Annotated in this window: 18 protein-coding genes and 1 pseudogene; 11 read left to right on the forward strand and 8 right to left on the reverse strand. The window is 66.5% G+C overall.

What is annotated here, in order from left to right; translation table 11 throughout:
• Window positions 1-25: 25 nt before the first annotated feature.
• A complete protein-coding gene (locus DIE12_RS11810; protein WP_124523738.1) occupies window positions 26-835 on the reverse strand; it encodes an SDR family oxidoreductase in 810 nt (269 codons plus the stop codon).
• Window positions 835-1,665, reverse strand: coding sequence for a molybdenum cofactor biosynthesis F family protein (locus DIE12_RS11815; RefSeq protein ID WP_124523680.1), 831 nt, complete (start codon window positions 1,663-1,665; stop codon window positions 835-837). Before DIE12_RS11815 ends, DIE12_RS11810 begins: the two co-directional genes overlap by 1 nt.
• A gap of 170 nt (window positions 1,666-1,835) precedes the next feature.
• Here DIE12_RS11815 and DIE12_RS11820 point away from each other — a divergent pair, with 170 nt between their 5' ends.
• The 3 genes from DIE12_RS11820 to DIE12_RS11830 all read left to right on the forward strand — a co-directional run bounded on the left by DIE12_RS11820 (window position 1,836) and on the right by DIE12_RS11830 (window position 4,470).
• Window positions 1,836-2,630 (forward strand): AraC family transcriptional regulator, encoded by a 795-nt coding sequence (locus DIE12_RS11820; protein ID WP_124523678.1) that lies wholly within the window; start codon window positions 1,836-1,838, stop codon window positions 2,628-2,630.
• A 206-nt stretch (window positions 2,631-2,836) separates the two neighbouring features.
• Window positions 2,837-3,796, forward strand: coding sequence for a DMT family transporter (locus DIE12_RS11825; protein ID WP_124523676.1), 960 nt, complete (start codon window positions 2,837-2,839; stop codon window positions 3,794-3,796).
• Between the two features lie 125 nt (window positions 3,797-3,921).
• On the forward strand, window positions 3,922-4,470 hold the full coding sequence (locus DIE12_RS11830) for a permease (RefSeq protein WP_124523736.1): 549 nt from the start codon (window positions 3,922-3,924) through the stop codon (window positions 4,468-4,470).
• A 97-nt stretch (window positions 4,471-4,567) separates the two neighbouring features.
• Here DIE12_RS11830 and DIE12_RS11835 read toward each other — a convergent pair whose 3' ends face one another.
• A complete protein-coding gene (locus DIE12_RS11835; protein WP_059449563.1) occupies window positions 4,568-4,702 on the reverse strand; it encodes an entericidin A/B family lipoprotein in 135 nt (44 codons plus the stop codon).
• 231 nt (window positions 4,703-4,933) lie between these two features.
• Here DIE12_RS11835 and DIE12_RS11840 point away from each other — a divergent pair, with 231 nt between their 5' ends.
• Window positions 4,934-6,229 (forward strand): aspartate carbamoyltransferase, encoded by a 1,296-nt coding sequence (locus DIE12_RS11840; RefSeq protein WP_124523674.1) that lies wholly within the window; start codon window positions 4,934-4,936, stop codon window positions 6,227-6,229.
• Between the two features lie 138 nt (window positions 6,230-6,367).
• Here DIE12_RS11840 and DIE12_RS11845 read toward each other — a convergent pair whose 3' ends face one another.
• Complete coding sequence (locus DIE12_RS11845) at window positions 6,368-6,787, reverse strand: type II toxin-antitoxin system VapC family toxin (protein WP_124523672.1); 420 nt, start codon at window positions 6,785-6,787, stop codon at window positions 6,368-6,370.
• The gene (locus DIE12_RS11850) at window positions 6,784-7,023 is read right to left on the reverse strand and encodes a FitA-like ribbon-helix-helix domain-containing protein (protein WP_124523734.1); all 240 of its coding nucleotides are present in this window, start codon (window positions 7,021-7,023) and stop codon (window positions 6,784-6,786) included. The genes DIE12_RS11845 and DIE12_RS11850 overlap by 4 nt, the downstream gene beginning before the upstream one ends.
• Window positions 7,024-7,345: 322 nt before the next feature.
• Between DIE12_RS11850 and DIE12_RS11855 the strand changes: the two genes are divergently transcribed.
• The 6 genes from DIE12_RS11855 (at window position 7,346) to DIE12_RS11880 (ending at window position 12,726) form a co-directional block, all read left to right on the forward strand.
• Entirely contained in the window at window positions 7,346-9,589 is a 2,244-nt protein-coding gene (locus DIE12_RS11855; RefSeq protein WP_124523671.1) for a TonB-dependent siderophore receptor, read from the forward strand.
• A 3-nt stretch (window positions 9,590-9,592) separates the two neighbouring features.
• Complete coding sequence (locus DIE12_RS11860) at window positions 9,593-10,348, forward strand: tetratricopeptide repeat protein (RefSeq protein WP_124489071.1); 756 nt, start codon at window positions 9,593-9,595, stop codon at window positions 10,346-10,348.
• Window positions 10,345-11,028, forward strand: coding sequence for a Fe2+-dependent dioxygenase (locus DIE12_RS11865; protein ID WP_124523669.1), 684 nt, complete (start codon window positions 10,345-10,347; stop codon window positions 11,026-11,028). Before DIE12_RS11860 ends, DIE12_RS11865 begins: the two co-directional genes overlap by 4 nt.
• 112 nt (window positions 11,029-11,140) lie before the next feature.
• Window positions 11,141-11,380 carry a type II toxin-antitoxin system Phd/YefM family antitoxin gene (locus DIE12_RS11870; RefSeq protein ID WP_011659184.1) on the forward strand — a complete coding sequence of 80 codons (240 nt, stop codon included), beginning with the start codon at window positions 11,141-11,143 and terminating at the stop codon, window positions 11,378-11,380.
• Window positions 11,377-11,772: a type II toxin-antitoxin system VapC family toxin gene (locus tag DIE12_RS11875; RefSeq protein ID WP_044846647.1), complete on the forward strand. Its 396-nt coding sequence runs from the start codon at window positions 11,377-11,379 to the stop codon at window positions 11,770-11,772. The genes DIE12_RS11870 and DIE12_RS11875 overlap by 4 nt, the downstream gene beginning before the upstream one ends.
• 369 nt (window positions 11,773-12,141) lie before the next feature.
• Window positions 12,142-12,726 carry an NTP transferase domain-containing protein gene (locus DIE12_RS11880; protein ID WP_124523732.1) on the forward strand — a complete coding sequence of 195 codons (585 nt, stop codon included), beginning with the start codon at window positions 12,142-12,144 and terminating at the stop codon, window positions 12,724-12,726.
• Window positions 12,727-13,137: 411 nt separating this feature from the next.
• Here DIE12_RS11880 and panE read toward each other — a convergent pair whose 3' ends face one another.
• Window positions 13,138-14,076, reverse strand: coding sequence for a 2-dehydropantoate 2-reductase (panE, locus tag DIE12_RS11885; RefSeq protein ID WP_124523667.1), 939 nt, complete (start codon window positions 14,074-14,076; stop codon window positions 13,138-13,140).
• 245 nt (window positions 14,077-14,321) lie between these two features.
• On the opposite strand from panE, the gene DIE12_RS11890 reads away from it, so the two are divergent.
• Window positions 14,322-15,875 (forward strand): methyl-accepting chemotaxis protein, encoded by a 1,554-nt coding sequence (locus DIE12_RS11890; protein ID WP_124489075.1) that lies wholly within the window; start codon window positions 14,322-14,324, stop codon window positions 15,873-15,875.
• 227 nt (window positions 15,876-16,102) lie between these two features.
• Here the strand turns inward: DIE12_RS11890 and DIE12_RS11895 are convergent, their stop codons facing one another.
• Complete coding sequence (locus DIE12_RS11895; protein WP_260426320.1) at window positions 16,103-17,584, reverse strand: virulence factor; 1,482 nt, start codon at window positions 17,582-17,584, stop codon at window positions 16,103-16,105.
• Window positions 17,581-18,396, reverse strand: a pseudogene (locus DIE12_RS11900) (hypothetical protein); the annotation flags it as partial. The pseudogene DIE12_RS11900 and the gene DIE12_RS11895, both read right to left, overlap by 4 nt.

Genomic DNA, 18,396 nt, shown 5'->3' on the forward strand with positions numbered 1-18,396 from the left:
GATCGCACGATCGCGCACGCTCCGCTTACCCGTCGCCCAGCACGGCCCCGCTCTCCGGCAGCGTCGCGCCCCCGTCGACGACGATCGTCTGCCCGGTGATGTACGCCGCATCGGCCGACGCGAGAAACAGCATCGCGTTCGCGACGTCCTCCGGCTCGCCCATCCGCGCGAGCGGAATGTCGCGCGCGATCTGCGCGGCGACCGACGCGTCGCCGAGATTGCCGGCGGCCGGCGTGCGGATCATCCCCGGCTCGACGCCGTTGACCGTCACGTTGCGACGCGCGAGTTCGAGCGCCGCCGCGCGGATGAAGCCGTTCACGCCGGCCTTCGACGCCGCGTAGTGCGCGAGCCCCGGATAGACGACGCGCGGCCCGGTCACCGACGACGTGACGAGCAGCCGCCCCGCTCCCGCACGCTCGAACACCGGCAGCGCGGCCTGCGCGAGCCAGAACAGCGCCGACAGGTTGACCGACAGCGTGCGTTCGAGCATCGGCTCGTCGATCTGCGCAAACGGGGTCAGCGGGAAGTACGCGGCGTTGTGAACGACGACGTCGAGCCGGCCGCCGTCGCGCTCGACCGCCGCGACGAGCGCGCCGAGTTCGTCGCGGCTCGCGGCGTCGACGCGATACGCGCGCGCGTCGCCGCCCGCACTGGCGAGCGCGTCCGCCTGCGCGGCAGCGGCATCGCCGTTGAGATCGGCGAGCGCGACGAATGCATCGGATTCCGCGAAACGGCGCGCGATTGCCGCGCCGATCCCCTGCGCGGCGCCCGTGACCAGCACGACGCGTCCGCTGAAATCCGCACGCAGGCGGGCGCTGCCCGGCACGGCGCTCATCATTGCGCCTCGCCGCCGAGCGGATGCACGGTTTCGTTCAGCACCTGCGCATGCGCACCGATCGGGAAGTTCGACAACGTGCCGAAGTCGCCGCCCTGATAGCCGAAGATCTTGCCGTCCGTCTTGCGTTGCGCGAGGTCGATCAGCACGACGCCGAGCGTCGGCACCACTTTTTCGCGCCACACGAACAGATACAGTTCATCGGCAATCCTGAAGTAATGGCAGCGATCCACGTCCGCCAGCCCGCCTTCTACGCCCTGCAGGCACTGCCATGCGTAGAAGTTCTCGTTCAGGTAGATGTGCTCGTAGCATTCGGTCGGGCTGTAGCGATACATCGTCCGCTTGCCGATCAGTTCGCGCGTGGGCCCATGCAACGGGCCCGGCTGCGCATGGCCGCCGAGCGTGCCGTGCCGGAATGCCGCGTCGACGCCAGTCAGCGGCAACCCGCGCGCGACGCGCGTGAACGCGTCGACATGCGTGTCGGCCTCGGTCGGCAGCGTGCCGATCACCGACGTCCACACGCCGCGGCCGACGTCGATCACGAGGCTGACGGACGTCGCGCGCGCCACCGGATCGATGTAGTCGACGAAGTACAGGTCGTCGCGCAGCCGCGTGACGCGGCACGGCGCACGGCCGCCCGTGTCGGTCGCCGCATCGCACCATTGCAGCGCACCCGCCTCGAACGTATAGACGCGCCATGCGCCCGTTGCGTCGCCAAGGGCCAGGGACCGCCCGACGAGCGCGTTCACGGGCGTGAGGATGTTCGCGTCCGGCGCAAAGCCGTCCGCGAGCGCGCCAACCTGAATGAATACCGGATCCTGTCGTTCCACCTGCCGTCTCCCGCGCAGCTTCAGGCCCGGCGGGCCGTGTACGCTGCTCATGTGCACATGGTGCGGGCTGCACGCGCCGAACGGTATCGGCCAAAAGGATGAAGGGCGCGCGCCGCCGGAACGCGCTACAGTGCACGTGATCCGCGCCGCTGCCGGCGCGAGGAGCCCCCATGCACCGTGTCACCCACTACCGACGGACCGATGAAGGCATCGAGGCGATCAGCCTCGAGTCCGACCGCACGTTTCCGCGGCACGCGCACGACGAATTCGGGGTCGGCGTGATCGTCAGCGGCGCGCACCGGTCCTGGAGCGGCCGCGGGCAGGTCGACGCGCTGGCCGGCGACGCGATCATGGTCAATCCGGGCGAGATGCACGACGGCATGCCGATCGGGACGCGCACGGCCCGGCGCTGGCGGATGCTGTACCTCGCGCCGGCGCTGGTCGCGGGCGTCGCGGCGGAAGAAGGCGTCGGCGGCGTCGAGCTCGCGCATCCGGCCGTGCGCGACGCGCGGCTCGCGGCCGCGTTCGGCCGGTTGCATGCTCGAATCGTCGCAGGAGATACCATGCCGCTCGCCCGCGACGAGGCGCTCGTGACACTGGTCGCCGGGCTGCTTGCGCGGCATTCGAACCGGGCGCTGCCGGCCGCCGGCGTCGCGCCGGCGATCCGCGTGGCCCGCGAGCGGCTCGATGCGGCGCCCGCCGCACCCGTCTCGCTGGCCGAACTCGCCGGCCTGAGTGGCGTGAGCCGCTTCCAGTTGCTGCGCGGGTTCGCGCGCGAACTCGGCATCACGCCGCACGCGTATCTGGTGCAGTCGCGCACACGGCTGGCGCGGGCACTGCTCGCGAGCGGCCGGCCGATCGCGGATGCCGCGGCCGAAGCCGGTTTTGCCGACCAGAGCCACCTGACGCGCGCGTTCGCACGCCAGTTCGGGATCACGCCGGGACGATTCACGCAGGCCGGCTGACGGACGTCACGGTCCCGGCACGGCCGCCGCCGTGGCGCGACGTCGCCGATCGCCGCCGTTCAGCACCAACGATGACGCTTGATGGCGGTGCCACCGGTCATCCGGGGACACCGAGCGCAATACCCTTCCCCTCACCCGCTCCGCTCGCCGGCGCCGCTGCAATTTCGTTCAAGACGCCCGCGCCGCCGCACGCGACCATGCGGCACATGAAAACACGACTGATCGGCTATCTCTATCTCGCCGCCGCGATGGCGGGCGTCGGCAGCACCGTCATCGCGAGCCGCCTCGCGGCCGGCGGCCTGCCGCCGTTCGCCGCCACCGCGCTGCGCTTCCTGATCGCAACCCCGTTGCTGTTCGCGTTGATGCGGGCGCAGCGGCTGCGATGGCCGCGGCTCTCCGCACGCGACGCCGTGCTGCTGGTCGTGCAGGCTGCGGCGGGCGGGGTCGGCTATACGGTGCTGCTGATCAGCGGCACGAAGCTGTCGTCGCCGGTCGATGCGGGCGTGATGCTCGGCACGCTGCCGGCGATGTCGACGCTGATCGCGGCGGTCGTGCTGCGCGAGCGGCAGACGCGGCGCGACTGGAGCGCGGCCGCGCTCGCCACCGCCGGCGTGCTGTTGGTCACGTTCGCGCCCGGCCAGGCCATGCCGTCGCTCCGGACGCTCGCCGGCGACGCGCTGGTGCTGGCGGCCGTCGCATGCGAGGCCGTGTTCATCCTGCTCAACCGGCGGCTGTCGGCGCCGTTGCCGCCGCTCACGCTGTCGACGGCGATGTCGGGCCTCGGCTTCGTGCTCGCACTGGTGCCGGCCGCGTTCGAATGGCACGCGCTCGCGACGAACTGGAACGTCGGCGCGGTGTCGGCGATCGTGTACTACGCGCTGGTGCCGACCGTGCTCGGCTATCTGTGCTGGTATGCGGGTTCGGCGCGCACGAGCGGCACCGAAGCCGCGCTGTTCACGGCGGTTGCGCCGGTCTCGGCCGTGCTGTTCGCGGTCGCGCTGTTCGGCGAGACCCTGGGCGGCACGCGACTCCTCGGCATCGCGCTCGTCGTCGCGGGAATGCTGGTGGGCGCGACGCGGCGGCGCGAGCCGCCGGCATGCGCAACGGACTCACGGTCGAGGTCGCCAGCGCGCCCAGCGGCATCCACGTCGACTGCTACCGATTGATCCGCGTGCGCGGCGACTGTAGGAATGTATCCGCCCGCGGCAAAATCGTTGCGCACCGTCGCACAAGATGCAATATTCGCGTGGCCGGGCCATTTGACAACCACCGAACAATAATTCGCATCATCATGAACAAGAAGGAAGCCAAGACAAGAATCGCGGCGCTGCTGTCCGCGGGTGCGAGGAAAGCCGACGTGCTGGCCGAGCTGGCCGGACAGGGCCTCAAGGATCGCGTGCTCGCGCGCCTGATCGCGTCGCGCCCCGACCCCGAGCTGTGCAGGAAGAACAAGGTGCATACGCGGGTCCTGATCGGGCTCGGCGTCGCGCAGTTGGTGATCAGCGTCGCACTCGCCTATCTCATCCTGGTGGACACACTCAGCATCGGCGCCGCGGCGCTGTTCCTCGCACTGACGGTGCCGCTGTCGCTGCTGTTCATCTGGGGCTTCGCGACCCATCGCGTCGGCGCATATCACGCGTTCATCATTCTGTCGCTGCTGCAGGTACCGAAGACCATCGCCGATCTCGGCCGCGATCCGTCGACCGCGCTGCCGACCCTCGGGGTGACGGTCATCCTGGTCGGCTACGTCTGGTTCGTCCGCAACCGGCTGTTCCCCGACTTCGGCTGGTTCACGCCGCGCAAGGTCGAGGGCCGTTACGCGTTCGTGGAAACCGCCTGATACCGCACACCACGCACCACGCACCGTGAAAAAGGCGCCGGGCCGCCCCGCAATCGCGGGACGGCCCGGCGCCTTCTGCATTCCGGAACCCGGCAGCTTATTTGGCCTTCTCAGCCGTATCGCTGATTGCCTGGCCACCCTTCGAAATGTCCTGCCCCATGCCTGCAACGGTATTGCAACCGGCGAGCGCGGCGGTCACCACCAGCAGCACTGCAGCAATCGTACGCGTCATGCTCATTCTCCTTCGAGTCAACATGCCCGACCGGGCGAATCGTATGCGGCGTGGTGCCCTGCGGCGTGCAGGACACGGGGCCTGACCTGATTATACGGAGACGGCCGCCGTGCGCCAGTGCCGACCGCGCCAGCGCCCGAGCACGACACGGCCGGTCGCACAGATTTTCCTTGACTTCGTCGGCGCGCGAACTAATATACGCACCGCGTATATTCCCATCAGGTGCCCCCGATGACCGTTCCCCAGCAAGCCTTCCTGCGCGACGCGATGCGCCGCCTCAACATGACCCGCGAAGCGTTCGCGAACCGCATCGGCGTGAGCCGCCGCGCGCTCGACACGTGGCTGTTGCCCGACGACTCGCAGGAATCGCGCGGGATGCCCGAGATCGTCGAACGCTTCGTGTCGGAAATCGTCGAGCGCTCGGCACCGGACGGCGGAGACTATACGCAAAGCGTAGACAAACAGGAGCTCGCAAAGCAATTCCTGTTCGAAGGCAAGCCGCAGTTGATCTCGGTGGACCAGTTCTCGCGCGACTCGGTCGAGGCGCTGTTCCGCGTCGCCGACGTGATGCAGCCGATCGCGCGCCGCCACAAGATCTCGCGCGTGCTCGAGGGCGCGGTGCTCGGCAACCTGTTCTTCGAAGCCAGCACGCGCACGCGCGTGTCGTTCGGCGCGGCCTTTTGCCGGCTCGGCGGCTCGGTGTGCGACACGACCGGTTTCACGTTCTCGTCGATGGCCAAGGGCGAATCGATCTACGACACGAGCCGCGTGATGGCCGGCTACGTCGACGCACTCGTGATCCGCCACCCGGAGAAAGGCTCGGTAGCCGAATTCGCGCGCGCGACCAACCTGCCGGTGATCAACGGCGGCGACGGCCCGGGCGAGCACCCGAGCCAGGCACTCCTCGATCTCTATACGATCCAGCGCGAGTTCTCGCGGCTCGGCAAGATCGTCGACGGCGCGCATATCGCGCTCGTCGGCGACCTGAAATACGGCCGTACCGTGCATTCGCTCGTCAAGCTGCTCGCGCTGTACCGCGGACTGAAGTTCACGCTCGTGTCGCCGCCGACGCTCGAAATGCCCGCGTACATCATCGACCAGATTGCGACGAACGGCCACGTGATCGAGCAGACGAACGACCTCGCGGGCGGGCTGCGCGGCGCGGACGTCGTCTATGCGACGCGGATCCAGAAGGAGCGCTTCACCGACGAGTCGTTCGAGGGCTATACGCCGGATTTCCAGATCAACCAGGCGCTCGTCGACTCCGTCTGCAAGCCCGAAACGCTGATCATGCACCCGCTGCCGCGCGACAGCCGGCCCGGCGCGAACGACCTGTCGGTCGACTTGAACCGCGATCCGCGACTCGCGATCTTCCGGCAGACCGACAACGGCATTCCGGTGCGGATGGCGATCTTCGCGGTGCTGCTCGGCGTCGAGAATCTCGTCCAGCATTCGATGCGCGATGCGACGTGGCGCCCGCCGGCGTACCTCGGGCCGGAGGATGCGGTGTTTCACGGAATCGATTGACCCGCATCCAGTGTCGCGCGGCCAGACTCGAGATTGCTGAAGATCGAGCGCCGCGCGCCGAAGCAACGCACGACGCGCCGCCTTGCACGGCGCGTTTTCATTTTCGGCGCGGGTGATATCGAGGCGACCGGCCGGAAGTTAGCGAGCCCACGGATCGATCACGCGCAGGCCCGCTGCTTCGAACGGTGCGACGTCGCGCGTAGCCACGATCAACCCGTTGGCTGCGGCGGTTGCAGCGATGAAGCCATCGGCAGGCGCCATCGTGTGCCCCAGGGCGCGCGCCTTCCCGCGTAGGCTCGCATATGCGTCACTGGCCGCATCGTCGAACGGCAGAATCCGCCCGCGAAACAACGGCACGACGCGTTGCTCGATGTTTTGGTGCAGCCAGTCTCGCCTGCGCCCCTCCGGCAACGCGGCCACGCCGAATCGCATCTCGGCCAGACTGATCGCGGCAAGAAACAGCGTCTCGACGTTTTGCGCGTCGAGCCATTCGATCACGGCCGCGCTCGGTTCGCGTCGCAGCGGCTCCGAAATGACGTTGGTATCGACCAGAATCATTCGAAGCTCATCGGATCGGTTGGCGATTGATCGCGCTGAACCTCGAAATCGATGCCGCCGGCCTCTCTCCCGATCTCCGCCAGCAGCGTTCCCAGCCTGGGACGTCCGCCGGGCCGAACGGCCTGCTCGAGGATATCGCGCACCTCGGCCTCGGTACTGCGGCCATGTTGTGCAGCACGGATTCGAAGCGCGCGATGCACCTCGTCGGGCAGGTTTCTAACAGTGATCACAGGCATGATGCGCCTCACTACATTTGCTTTCAATGCAGTCATATTATCACCTTGCTGTCATTTTGGACGAGTGAAGACCCGATCACTGTAAATCGCCCGACACGCCTTTCCCACTCGGCCATTCGGCCATCGCCGCGGCCCCCACGCGCTCGGCAGCCCTCCGCCACATTCGTCAACATTCTCCTCGCAAATGCGAACAGGAACGCTTCTCATTTAAAAAGAAATTACATAGAATGCCGCCTGAAAACAAATCGTAATAATTCCGGGCGGCATGCACATTTCCGTAGCGCGTCGTTCCCGGGGCCATACTGCGAGGTCGAAGCGCACCATGAAGTCCCGTCCTGACGAGCAGAAGCTCGGCAAATTCACCACCCTGTGCAGCGTACTCGCCGCGAGCCCGGCGTTCGCCGACGGCACGCCGCCATCCGCCCCGGTCGGCACCGAAGGCCATCTCGCGCCGATCGAGGTCCAGGGCAAGGCCGAGCACAGCTACAAGGCCGACTTTTCCGCATCCGCGAAATTCACCGCGCCGCTCGTCGACACGCCGAAGTCGGTGACCGTGATCCCGCAGGAACTGATCCGGAACAGCGGCGCGGCGACGCTGACCGAAGCGCTGCGCACCGTGCCCGGCATCACGTTCGGCGCCGGCGAAGGCGGCAACCCGCTCGGCGACCGCCCGTTCATCCGCGGCTACGACACGCAGGGCAGCATGTTCGTCGACGGGATGCGCGACACGGGCGCGACCACGCGCGAGATCTTCAACACGGAACGCGTCGAGATCACCAAGGGCTCCGACGGCGCGTACGGCGGCCGCGGCGGCGCGGGCGGCAGCATCAACCTGATCACGAAGGCGCCGCACCTCGGCACGACGGCCGCCGCGAGCGCGGGCCTCGGCACCGACCGCTACCGCCGCTTCACCGCCGACGGCAACTGGCAGTTCGCCGATCACGCCGCGTTCCGCCTGAACCTGATGAGCCACAACAACGACGTCGCCGGCCGCGACGCCGTCAACAACGAGCGCTGGGGCGTCGCGCCGTCGATCGCGTTCGGCCTCGGCACGCCGACGCGCGTGACCGCGAGCTACTACCACCTGTCGACCGACGACATGCCCGACGGCGGCATTCCGTACTTCTACACGACGTCGAACAAGCCCGCGAACGTCGACACGATCTATCCGGCGCCGGTCGACCGTCACAACTTCTACGGCCTGATCGACCGCGACTTCCGCAAGACCACCTCGGACATCAGCACGATCAAGATCGAGCACGACATCACGTCGAATCTGACGGTGCGCAACACCACGCGCTACACGGAATCGACGCAGGACTACATCTGGACGCAGCCCGACGACAGCCAGGGCAACGTGGTCAACGGCCGTGTCTGGCGCCGCAACAACAACTGCGACAGCTCGATCAACAGCCTCGCGAACCTGACCGAACTGTTCGGCGAATTCCGCACCGGCCCGTTCAAGCACAGCTTCACGACCGGCATCGAGCTGACGCGCGAATGGGGCAAGCGCGATTCGTACACGGTCGCGACCGACAAGGGCACCATCTGCCAGAAAGGCATCGGCGCGCCGTCCGGCTACAACTGCACGAGCCTGTGGTCGCCTGATCCGAACGATCCGTGGGCCGGCTCCGTCACGCGCAACAACGACTATGCGCATGCACGCACCACGACCAAGTCGATCTACGGCTTCGACACGATCGAGCTCACGCCGCGCTGGCAGGTGAACGCCGGCGTGCGCGTCGACGATTACTCGACCCGCTTCACCGACACCAAGGCCAACGGCGGCAAGACCTACACGCGCGACGACACGCTCTTCAACTGGCAGGCCGGCCTCGTGTTCAAGCCCGCGCGGAACGGCAGCATCTACGCGTCGTATGCGACGTCGTCGACGCCGGCCGGCATGCTGCTCGGCGAAGGCAGCGAAACGCAGTCGCTCACGCCGGGCCGCGGCGGCGTCGGCCCGAACGCCGATCAGATGGCCCCCGAGAAGAACCGCAGCATCGAGCTCGGCACGAAGTGGAACGTGCTGAACGACAAGCTGTCGCTGACCGCCGCGCTGTTCCAGATCGACACGACGAATGCGCGCGTGACGCTGCCGAACAACCAGTACGCGATGGTCGGCAACAAGCGCGTGCAGGGTCTCGAACTCGGCGTCGCCGGGCAGATCACGAAGCAGTGGCAGGTGTTCGGCGGCTATACGTACATGAAGAGCGAGCTGCGCGACAACGGCAAGGATGCAGCGAACGACGGCAACCGCTTCCCGAATACGCCGAAGCACAGCCTGACGATGTGGTCGAACTACGACGTGACGCCGAAGTTCACTGTCGGCGGCGGCGCGTTCTACATGTCGGAAGTGTTCGGCGATCCCGCGAACCTGCGTGCGGTGCCGTCGTACTGGCGCTTCGACGCGATGGCGCAATACCGGATCAACAAGAAGCTCGACCTGCAGCTGAACGTGAACAACTTGTTCAACCGCACGTACTTCGATCAGGCGTATCCGGCGCACTATGCGTCGATCGCGCCGGGCCGCTCGGCGTTCGTCACGCTGAACGCACGCTACTGATCGATGGAAACCGTCTCGCTGAAGGCGCTCGCGTCAGTGTCGCCGCGCGCGTTCGCCGACATTCTGGCCGGGCCGCCCGAGCGCGCCGCCGCGTGGGTCGCGGCGGCCGCCGATAACGGGATCGTCGACGCGCAGGCCGTCTACGGCCAGTACCTGCTCGACGGGCACGGCGTCGCGCGCGATCCGGCCGCCGCATGCGGCTGGTTCCGGCACGCGGCGCGGGCCGGTCACCCGATGGCGATGAACATGCTCGGCCGCTGTTACGAGTTCGGCTGGGGGACGGCGGCATGCGCGCCGGTGGCCGTGTACTGGTATCGGCTCGCCGCGCAGGCCGGGCTCGACTGGGGCATGTACAACTACGCGACGGCGCTCGCGCTCGGCAACGGCATCGACGAGGATCGCGCGGCCGCGCTCGACTGGTTTCGCCGCGCGGCCGCGCTCGGCCATGCGAAATCGATCAACCTGATTGGCGGGTTCTACGAGGACGGCTGGGTCGTGACCGCCGATGCCGACGCCGCGTTCGACCACTATCGGCGCGCCGCCGAGGCCGGCGACTTTCGCGGCCAGTTCAACCATGCGCGACTGCTCGCCGAGCGCGGGCGCGTCGACGAAGCCCTCGTCTGGCTCGCGCGCGTGCCGGCCACCGCTACCCCCGCGTTCGTCGCGAAGATGCGCGCCTATCTCGCGTCGTCGCCGCTCGATGCGTTGCGCGCGGCGGCGATGCAGTTGCCGTCACACGGCATGGAATCCGAATCATGATGCTTCATATCCCCGGCGTGTTGACCAAGGCACAGGTCGCGCGATGCCGCGAGATGCTCGGTGCCGCCGACTGGGTCGACGGCAACGCGACGTCCGGCGCGCAGTCGGCGCTCGCGAAACGCAACCGGCAGTTGCCGGAAGGCTCGCCGGTCGCGCGCGCGGCGGGCGATGCGATCCAGGATGCGCTGGCCCGGCATGCGCTGTTCTTTTCGGCGGCGCTGCCGCTGAAGGTGTTTCCGCCGCTGTTCAATCGCTATGAAGGCGGCGAGACGTTCGGCACGCACGTCGACAACGCGATCCGGCTGCTGCGCGGCACGGATTTCCGCGTGCGCAGCGATCTGTCGGCGACGCTGTTTCTGGAGGAACCGGACGCGTACGACGGCGGCGAGCTGTGCGTGGAAGATACGTACGGCGTGCATCGCGCGAAGCTGCCGGCCGGCGATCTCGTGCTGTATCCGGCGTCGAGCCTGCATCACGTCACGCCGGTCACGCGCGGCGAGCGCGTCGCGTCGTTCTTCTGGATCCAGAGCATGGTGCGCGACGATGGCGACCGCACGCTGCTGTTTCAGCTCGATACGCAGATTCAGGCGCTTTCCGCGGAAAAAGGCGCGAAGGATCCGATGGTCATTTCCCTGACGGGGATTTATCACAACCTGTTGAGGAAATGGGCGGATGCGTAGGGCGGCAACTCGCCCAGCGCCGCCCCACTCGGCCAGGAAGGCCGACTACGCTACTTGCACCACTTCATCTCGACAACTAAAATGACCATCGTCAAATGACCATGCTCATATCATGATGCCGCACGCTCCCGTATCGAAATCCGAATTCAAGGCTCGCGCGCTCGAATACTTCCGGCTCGTCGAGGCGTCGGGAGAAAGCCTGATCGTCACCGACCACGGCAAGCCAACGCTCGAGATCCGGCCGTATCACGCACGCGAGGCTCAGCCGTTGGACATATTGCGCGGCTCGGTCATGCGCTACGACAATCCTCTCGATCCGATTGCGGAAGATGACTGGGAGGCGTCGCGGTGATCGTGCTGGATACGCATGCATTGGTGTGGTGGGTGGCGGGCGATCCGTCGCTCAGCAAGAAGGCGCGAAGCGCGATCGATCGCGCGCGCGGCGAGGGCGCACTCGCTGCGTCCGCGATCTCCGCATGGGAAATCGCGATGCTGGTGCGCAACGAGCGCCTCGCATTGACGATGGACGTCGATGCGTGGCTCGCGACGGTCGCGCAAATCGACGGCATGCGCTTCGTGCCGGTCGACGCCGACATCGCCGCGAGGTCCACCGCGCTGCCCGGCACTTTTCACAAGGATCCAGCCGACCGCATGATCGTCGCGACTGCGCGCCGGCTCGGTGCGCCGCTCGTCACCCGTGACGAAAAGATCCGTGCATACGCGCACGTCAAGACACTTTGGTGACGGTCATGGGCACGTCGGCCGAATCGCAACACCGACACATCCGCATGCCACTCGACAGACGATTCGTCTGACGGAACCGATGACGGCGATCACGCGAAGCCGTCCATGACCGATCGAGGTTTTACCTCGCACCCGCTTCACGTATTACCCGTCGGACTAGCGGCATTGGCCGTTCAGCGACCGCGATTGAACCGTGATGTAACGAGAATCGCACTCCATAAACGGCCCCGTCGAGGAAACCATGCTCGACGAACGCGCCCGCCGACATTCTTTCCGACGACAACGCCCCCGCGTCGGTAACATCCGCACTTGCCGATCCCCGCCCGCTCCCGCACAATCGGGCCACCTGCCTTCCCTCCCCCCGCGCCGATGTCCTATGCGTCACTCGCCACCGGCGTCCTGCTCGCCGGCGGTCTCGGTCAACGCTTCGACCCAAGCGGTCTGCACAGCAAGCTGCTCGCGCGGCTTCCCGACGGCACGCCGGTTGCGGTCGCCGCCGCCCGTCATCTGGCGGCGGCCACGGCCGAGGTGATCGCCGTCGTGCGTCCCGGCGCCGAAAAACTCGCGATTTTGCTGAACGACGCCGGCTGCCAGGTCGTCTATGCGCCCGACGCGATGCGCGGCATGGGCGCGAGCCTGGCAGCCGGTGTTCGCACCTCGCCGGACGCGCCCGGCTGGCTGGTCGCGCTCGGCGACATGCCGTGGATCGCTGCGTCCACCTACGAAGCGGTCACACGCGCCCTCGACGCCGACGATGCATCGATCGTCGCCCCCGTGCACCGCGGCGTGCGCGGCCATCCGGTCGGCTTTGCCGCGCACCACTACGAGGCGCTCGCCGCGCTGGACGGCGATACGGGCGCCCGCGCGCTGTTCGCCAGCGCGCCGGTGAACCTGCTCGAGGTCGACGATCCCGGCATCCTGCGCGACGTCGATACGCCCGCCGATCTGCGCTGACCGCGGCGCGCGCCGGCCGCACCCGCATCGTGGCGCTGTTTGCGCGCGATCCGGCGCGATACCTGCAGCGGCTCGCCTGTCGCCGGCAATCCGCATGCCGCCGCGAGAATCCCCCGGCAAACACCCGTCCGATTGCCTATAACGGAGACGAGACGCGCCCGCCGCGCCACCGCCGTCACGCCTTGCGCGAGTTCCCCATGGACCACACGACCCCGATGCCCGAGCCCCCGGCCGACCCGAACCGCGATCCGGAAGACGATCCGCTGTCACCGCCGCCACCGGGGCATCCTCACGACAATCCGCAGCAACCCAACGGACCGCCAAGCAAGGATCCTGTCTAGCCGGCATCCGCCCGCGCCATCAGGCCTGCTCCGGCACTCGCCCTGACAAACGACACGGCCGCTGCCGCGGCTACGCCGCCGCGCCTTCCCGCGCTACGCGCACCTCGTACGTCTTGAGGTGGTTGTACGCGATCCGCAGCAGCGACAACGCATCCGCCGCCTGCGGGTCTCGGCGCGCGAGCAGGTCGCCGATCACGTGATCGGCTTCGACCCGCGCGCGATTTTCGACGTCGCGCAGCATCGACGCGGTCAGCGGCGACGGCGTCAGCACCATCCGTTGCATCCGCTCGACCGCGGCGGGATCGGGCCGGTAACCGTTGTGCGCGGCGATCGCGCTGCATTCGTCGAGCATCGTCTCGAGCAGGCGGCGGCCGTCCGGCGCGGCCAGAATGTCGCCGATCGAACCGCGAAACAGCGACGTGCTCGCCGCGAGCGTCGCGAGGAACACCCACTTGTCCCACATCCGCGAGGCGATGTCGTCGCTGAGCGTCGCATCGAAGCCCGCGCCGCCGAGCACGTCGGCCACCGCGCGCACGCGCGCCGATTCGCCGCCGGCGAGTTCGCCGAACGACAGCCCTGCCGTGTCGTTCAGGTGCACGACCCGCTGTTCGCGATCGAGCGTCGCCGCGATCACGCACAGGCCGCCGAGCACCTGCGCGGCACCGAACCGTTCGCGCAGCACGTCGAGGTGGCGCATCCCGTTGAGCATCGGCAGGATCAGCGTCGACGGCCCGACGAATGGCGCGAACGATGCAATAGCATCGTCGAGGCTATAGGCCTTGCAGCTCAGCAGCACCAGGTCGAACGGCCCGGCCGTGTCGCTCGCGCGCACCGTCTGCACGTTCGCGAGCGTCAGGTCGCCGCGCGGGCTGCGAATCAGGAGCCCGTCGCGCGCGAGCGCGGCCGCGCGGCCGTCGCGCACCAGGAACGTCACGTCGCGCCCCGCCGCCGCGAGCCGGCCGCCGAAGTATCCGCCGACCGCGCCGGCCCCCACCACCAGAATTCGCATCGTTGCCTCCTTTCAGGTTCGTTCGCCGCCGTGCGCCCGACCGTCGGGCACGGCGCGCCATCGCCCGACAGTATAGCGACGCCGAATATGTATATGCATAGATGCCCGCACCGCGCTCACCGGTATCGGGCCGCTGCCGTTTCTAAGGGATTTCCCGCCTACGGCAACGTTCGTTGCATGCCGTCAACGAGTTATCCCGTCACGCCGTTCCGGCGCGCCTGTTCGACCGACCGACCTCACTACCCATGCGCACCCTTTCCCTGAATCAGAAACTCGCCTCGATGATCGTCATTCTGTGGCTCGGTCTGCTCGTGATCGCCGGCATCGGCGCGTGGCAGACGCGCGCGTCGATGATCACGGACCGCCGCGATCAGCTTGCGTCGCTGGTCGCGCAGGCGACGAACGTCGCCGACCACTACTACAAGCTGTCGCAACAGAATGCATTGCCGGAGGCCGACGCGAAGCAGAAGGCGCTCGAGGCGATCGCCGCGATGCGCTACGGCACCGACGGCTACATCTCGATCAACGATTCGAAGCCGGTGATCGTGATGCATCCGATCAAGAGCGAGCTCAACGGCAAGGACGTGTCGAATTTCGCGGATCCGAGCGGCAAGCATCTGTTCGTCGAGATCGTGAAGGCCGGCAACATGGAAGGCGGCAAGGGTTTCGTCGAGTATCTGTGGCCGAAGCCGGGTGCCGACAAGCCGCAGGACAAGACCAGTGCGGTGCAGCGCTTCGCGCCGTGGGACTGGTATCTCGTGACGGGCATGTACATGGACGACGTGCGGTCGGCCGTGCTCGCGAGCGTCGGCCGCTGGCTCGCGATGACGGCCGTGCTCGGCGCGATCGCGACCGCCGTGATGGTGCTCGTGCTGAAAAGCGTGCGCGCGAACCTCGGCGGCGAACTCGAAGTGGCGCTCGACGCCGCGCGGCGCATCGCACAGGGCGACCTGACCGCGCGCGTGAACGTCAAGCATGACGACCGCGGCAGCCTGCTGCATGCGCTGCACACGATGCAGAGCGGACTGATCGACATGGTGTCGCGCGTGCGGATGGGCACGGAGAACATCAACGTCGGCGCGAGCGAGATCGCGTCGGGCAACACCGACCTGTCGCAGCGCACCGAAGAACAGGCGGCCGCGCTCGTGCAGACCGCGTCGAGCATGGATCAGATGACCGCGAACGTGAAGCAGAACGCGGACAGCGCCGCGCAGGCCGCCACGCTCGCCGGTCAGGCCGCGCAAGTCGCGACGCGCGGCAGCGAGGTGGTCGACGATGTCGTGCGCACGATGAACGAGATCACCGACCGCTCGCACAAGATCGGCGACATCATCGGCGTGATCGACGGAATCGCGTTCCAGACCAACATCCTCGCGCTGAACGCGGCCGTCGAAGCGGCGCGCGCGGGCGAACAGGGCCGCGGCTTCGCGGTGGTCGCGGCCGAGGTGCGCTCGCTCGCGCAACGCTCGGCCACGGCAGCGAAGGAGATCAAGTCGCTCATCGAGTCATCAAACGAAACCGTCGAGCACGGCGCGACGCTCGTCACGAACGCGGGCGAGACGATGGCCGAGATCGTGCAGTCGGTGCGGCGCGTGAACGAGATCCTCGACGAGATCAGTCATGCATCGCGCGAGCAGAGCGCGGGCATCGAGCAGGTCAACCGTGCGGTAGGCGAGATGGATCAGGTCACGCAGCAGAACGCGGCACTCGTCGAGGAAGCCGCGGCGGCCGCGCATTCGCTGCGCGACCAGGCCGAAGCGCTGCGCGACGCCGTTACGCGGTTCGCGTTGCCGGCTTGACGGCCGGGGTCCTGCCCCGCCCTTCCGCGCGTGTCGCGCCGGAGGGCGGGAGTGGCGCGTACCTCAACACGGCCAACCGCTGAATCCGCTTCCGTTCGGCGTCGCGGTTGGCGGCATCTCGAAGCCAGACCCGTTGGAACTGTCGACCGGTCATGTGTCCAGTCGATCGCGTTCCGACACGTCGCGAATCCGCAAGCAAAGCAATCACGCCACAGCGCTGCCTTACGTCACCACGAATAGCCCTGCATGCCGTAATCGGTGTCGTGTCGACGCCCCCACCAAGGGAGGTACGCGTTGTTTCCACCGCGTGCGCGGAACCAGTCTTGGTCCGGATCGATCGGAGTGAGCTTCGACGGTGGTCTGACGACGACGGCGACGGGGTGCTCGGGGTCGGTCGTGCCGGCGACCAAGGCATTGCCGCCAAAGTGGTTGATTCGGCCGATTGCGAGTGCGACGTCGGTCAATGCGCTGCCGGTTCCCATGTCGCCGAGGAGTGCTGCCGTGTTGAACGTCTGACTCCTGTGGTCATATTCAGGAAGGGTTTCGGTCAAGGTCTGCGCGAGCGAGACAACGCGTGACGACGCTGCGTCGCTGGGTACACCTGCGTCGTGGACGATGTAATTCAGGTCAGTGACCGCGACGCCGGCATTGCGTGCTGCTTCATCGATCGTGGCTTTCCACGCCTGCACGGCGCGTGTCGTGCCGACCTTCCGTGAAAAATCGTGCGTGTTGCCGGTTGCGGCCTTGCCGATCCAGGCGAGCGGCTCGCGCTCGGTGTTGAAGTTCGGGCCGGCGAGGAACAGCACGACGAGGTTTTCGTTGATCTGTGCATCCGTGGGCGGGAAGTTAGGAGCGTCCCAGTTCATTGCCCATACGGTCTTGTCGGGGTTCGCCTGCAAGTAGTCCAGCGCGTTGTTCAGCGATGTGAAGCCGGCGTTTGCGCCGCCTTGGGTGATTTGCACGTCGGGAGGCGTGTCGCGGCTCCAAAGCGTCTTCGGTGATGGCGGGCCAATTTCGAAGCATTCGACGAACTCATTGGTCAAGTACGTCTTCGCTTCGATCGGATCGAGCCTTGGAGGTAACGCGAACTCGATATGTGTTCCGGCAAGCTCGCGCCAATCTTTGGTGTTTTCGGATTTTACGGTGTAGAAATATTTTGCATTCGCAAAATAGCGAGAGCGCGGCAACAAGAGAAATTTTCTGACGTACTTGTGATAGAAGCCCTTGAACGTCTCCGTTCCGCGGTTGCCGTAGACGAGTGCACCGATCGATCGGAGGGACGAGAACTTTTCGGGCTTCGTGCGCACCATGTCATCATCCTTGTTCGGTGCGGCAAGTCCTTGCGTCCACAACAATTGCCATTCGGTCGGATAGTCCATGCGTTGCAGCGGATTCAACCAGATTAGGCCGACGACTTGCGCAACGAATGGCTTGACCTGCTCTTCTGCCACTGGTGCTGTCTTCACGGCAGGCTCTTTAACCGAGGCGGCTTGTGCCGGGCGCGTCATAGCCGTGGTGAAGAGAAACACCATGATCGCAGCCAGGCCAGGTACAACAATGAAGCGTTTCATCCAATCTCCTATTTCCAAATGTCCCGGGTCGGGCTGTTCTATGTGCGCCATCATCGTGATCATGAGAACGGTGGCGACTAGCCATACTGAAACAGCAATGGCCACACGTCGTTTCCATGTAGCAATCAGCGTCTTCATACGACACCCCCGACCTTCAGATAGAACTCACCTTCACGCTCGTCCGTGATCGCATCAGGAATCTTGCCTTCACTGTTATTGGCATGTACCCATTCGTGCATCGGCATTCGATCAAGATTTCCGGAGTCAAAGTACTTGCCGTACTTTTTGTTCGGGTTAGTATCGGGAATCCCATCTCCCATCCTCCAATCCGCCTCGATGCGCAAGTCGTAGAGTTGTTCGGGCGTGATGTAGCACAGGCCCACCGCAACGTCATACGCAAGCGCCTTTTCGGCATGCTCGGGGTTGGTCATCGTCGTTGAGTGATTCGTCGGGCTGTTGGTCGTGCCGCGATCGAGCCAATCGACAATCTGCTGGTCGCGCCATTCCTTGTAGCCTTCGGGCATCGCGCTCTTGCCGTCCTCGCCGATCACGTGGCCGTCGCGATCGAGCCATTCGGTGTTCAACGTCCGGCGCGCTTCCATGCGCATCAGCGCGCGGTCCTCGTAACGTTGTCCAGCTTCCGTTGCGGCCGTACCTTGGGCGACGCTGTCCTCGTTCTTTGCCTTGTACTGGTCGTAGGGGTCGTCGGCTTGCTTTTCGGCATCGGTCTTGCTCGCATCGCGCCACGCGGCCGGCGGATCGTTGCCTTCGTTGAAGTCGCTGATCGCGTCGCCGTCCCTAGTCTCGACTGACTTGCCGAATCGCAAGGCCTTCGGCGGGAAAGGTTCGTCAAGCGCCGGGGCATCCGCAACTACCGTCCAGCCCTTCGGCGGATCGGCGTTCACGCGGAGCATGTTCAATGCCGAACTGATGCCGGTCACGACGAACAT

The organism is Burkholderia sp. Bp9015 (genome assembly GCF_003853505.1).
Classification (GTDB): Bacteria; Pseudomonadota; Gammaproteobacteria; order Burkholderiales; family Burkholderiaceae; genus Burkholderia.

Bases quoted from the DNA above. Each gene is read 5' to 3' on its own strand.
- DIE12_RS11810 (WP_124523738.1), bottom strand. From the start codon at position 835: ATGAGCGCCGTGCCGGGCAGCGCCCGCCTGCGTGCGGATTTCAGCGGA.
- DIE12_RS11820 (WP_124523678.1), top strand. From the start codon at position 1,836: ATGCACCGTGTCACCCACTACCGACGGACCGATGAAGGCATCGAGGCG.
- DIE12_RS11825 (WP_124523676.1), top strand. From the start codon at position 2,837: ATGAAAACACGACTGATCGGCTATCTCTATCTCGCCGCCGCGATGGCG.
- DIE12_RS11830 (WP_124523736.1), top strand. From the start codon at position 3,922: ATGAACAAGAAGGAAGCCAAGACAAGAATCGCGGCGCTGCTGTCCGCG.
- DIE12_RS11835 (WP_059449563.1), bottom strand. From the start codon at position 4,702: ATGACGCGTACGATTGCTGCAGTGCTGCTGGTGGTGACCGCCGCGCTC.
- DIE12_RS11840 (WP_124523674.1), top strand. From the start codon at position 4,934: ATGACCGTTCCCCAGCAAGCCTTCCTGCGCGACGCGATGCGCCGCCTC.
- DIE12_RS11845 (WP_124523672.1), bottom strand. From the start codon at position 6,787: ATGATTCTGGTCGATACCAACGTCATTTCGGAGCCGCTGCGACGCGAA.
- DIE12_RS11850 (WP_124523734.1), bottom strand. From the start codon at position 7,023: ATGCCTGTGATCACTGTTAGAAACCTGCCCGACGAGGTGCATCGCGCG.
- DIE12_RS11855 (WP_124523671.1), top strand. From the start codon at position 7,346: ATGAAGTCCCGTCCTGACGAGCAGAAGCTCGGCAAATTCACCACCCTG.
- DIE12_RS11860 (WP_124489071.1), top strand. From the start codon at position 9,593: ATGGAAACCGTCTCGCTGAAGGCGCTCGCGTCAGTGTCGCCGCGCGCG.
- DIE12_RS11865 (WP_124523669.1), top strand. From the start codon at position 10,345: ATGATGCTTCATATCCCCGGCGTGTTGACCAAGGCACAGGTCGCGCGA.
- DIE12_RS11870 (WP_011659184.1), top strand. From the start codon at position 11,141: ATGATGCCGCACGCTCCCGTATCGAAATCCGAATTCAAGGCTCGCGCG.
- DIE12_RS11880 (WP_124523732.1), top strand. From the start codon at position 12,142: ATGTCCTATGCGTCACTCGCCACCGGCGTCCTGCTCGCCGGCGGTCTC.
- panE (WP_124523667.1), bottom strand. From the start codon at position 14,076: ATGCGAATTCTGGTGGTGGGGGCCGGCGCGGTCGGCGGATACTTCGGC.
- DIE12_RS11890 (WP_124489075.1), top strand. From the start codon at position 14,322: ATGCGCACCCTTTCCCTGAATCAGAAACTCGCCTCGATGATCGTCATT.
- DIE12_RS11895 (WP_260426320.1), bottom strand. From the start codon at position 17,584: ATGAAGACGCTGATTGCTACATGGAAACGACGTGTGGCCATTGCTGTT.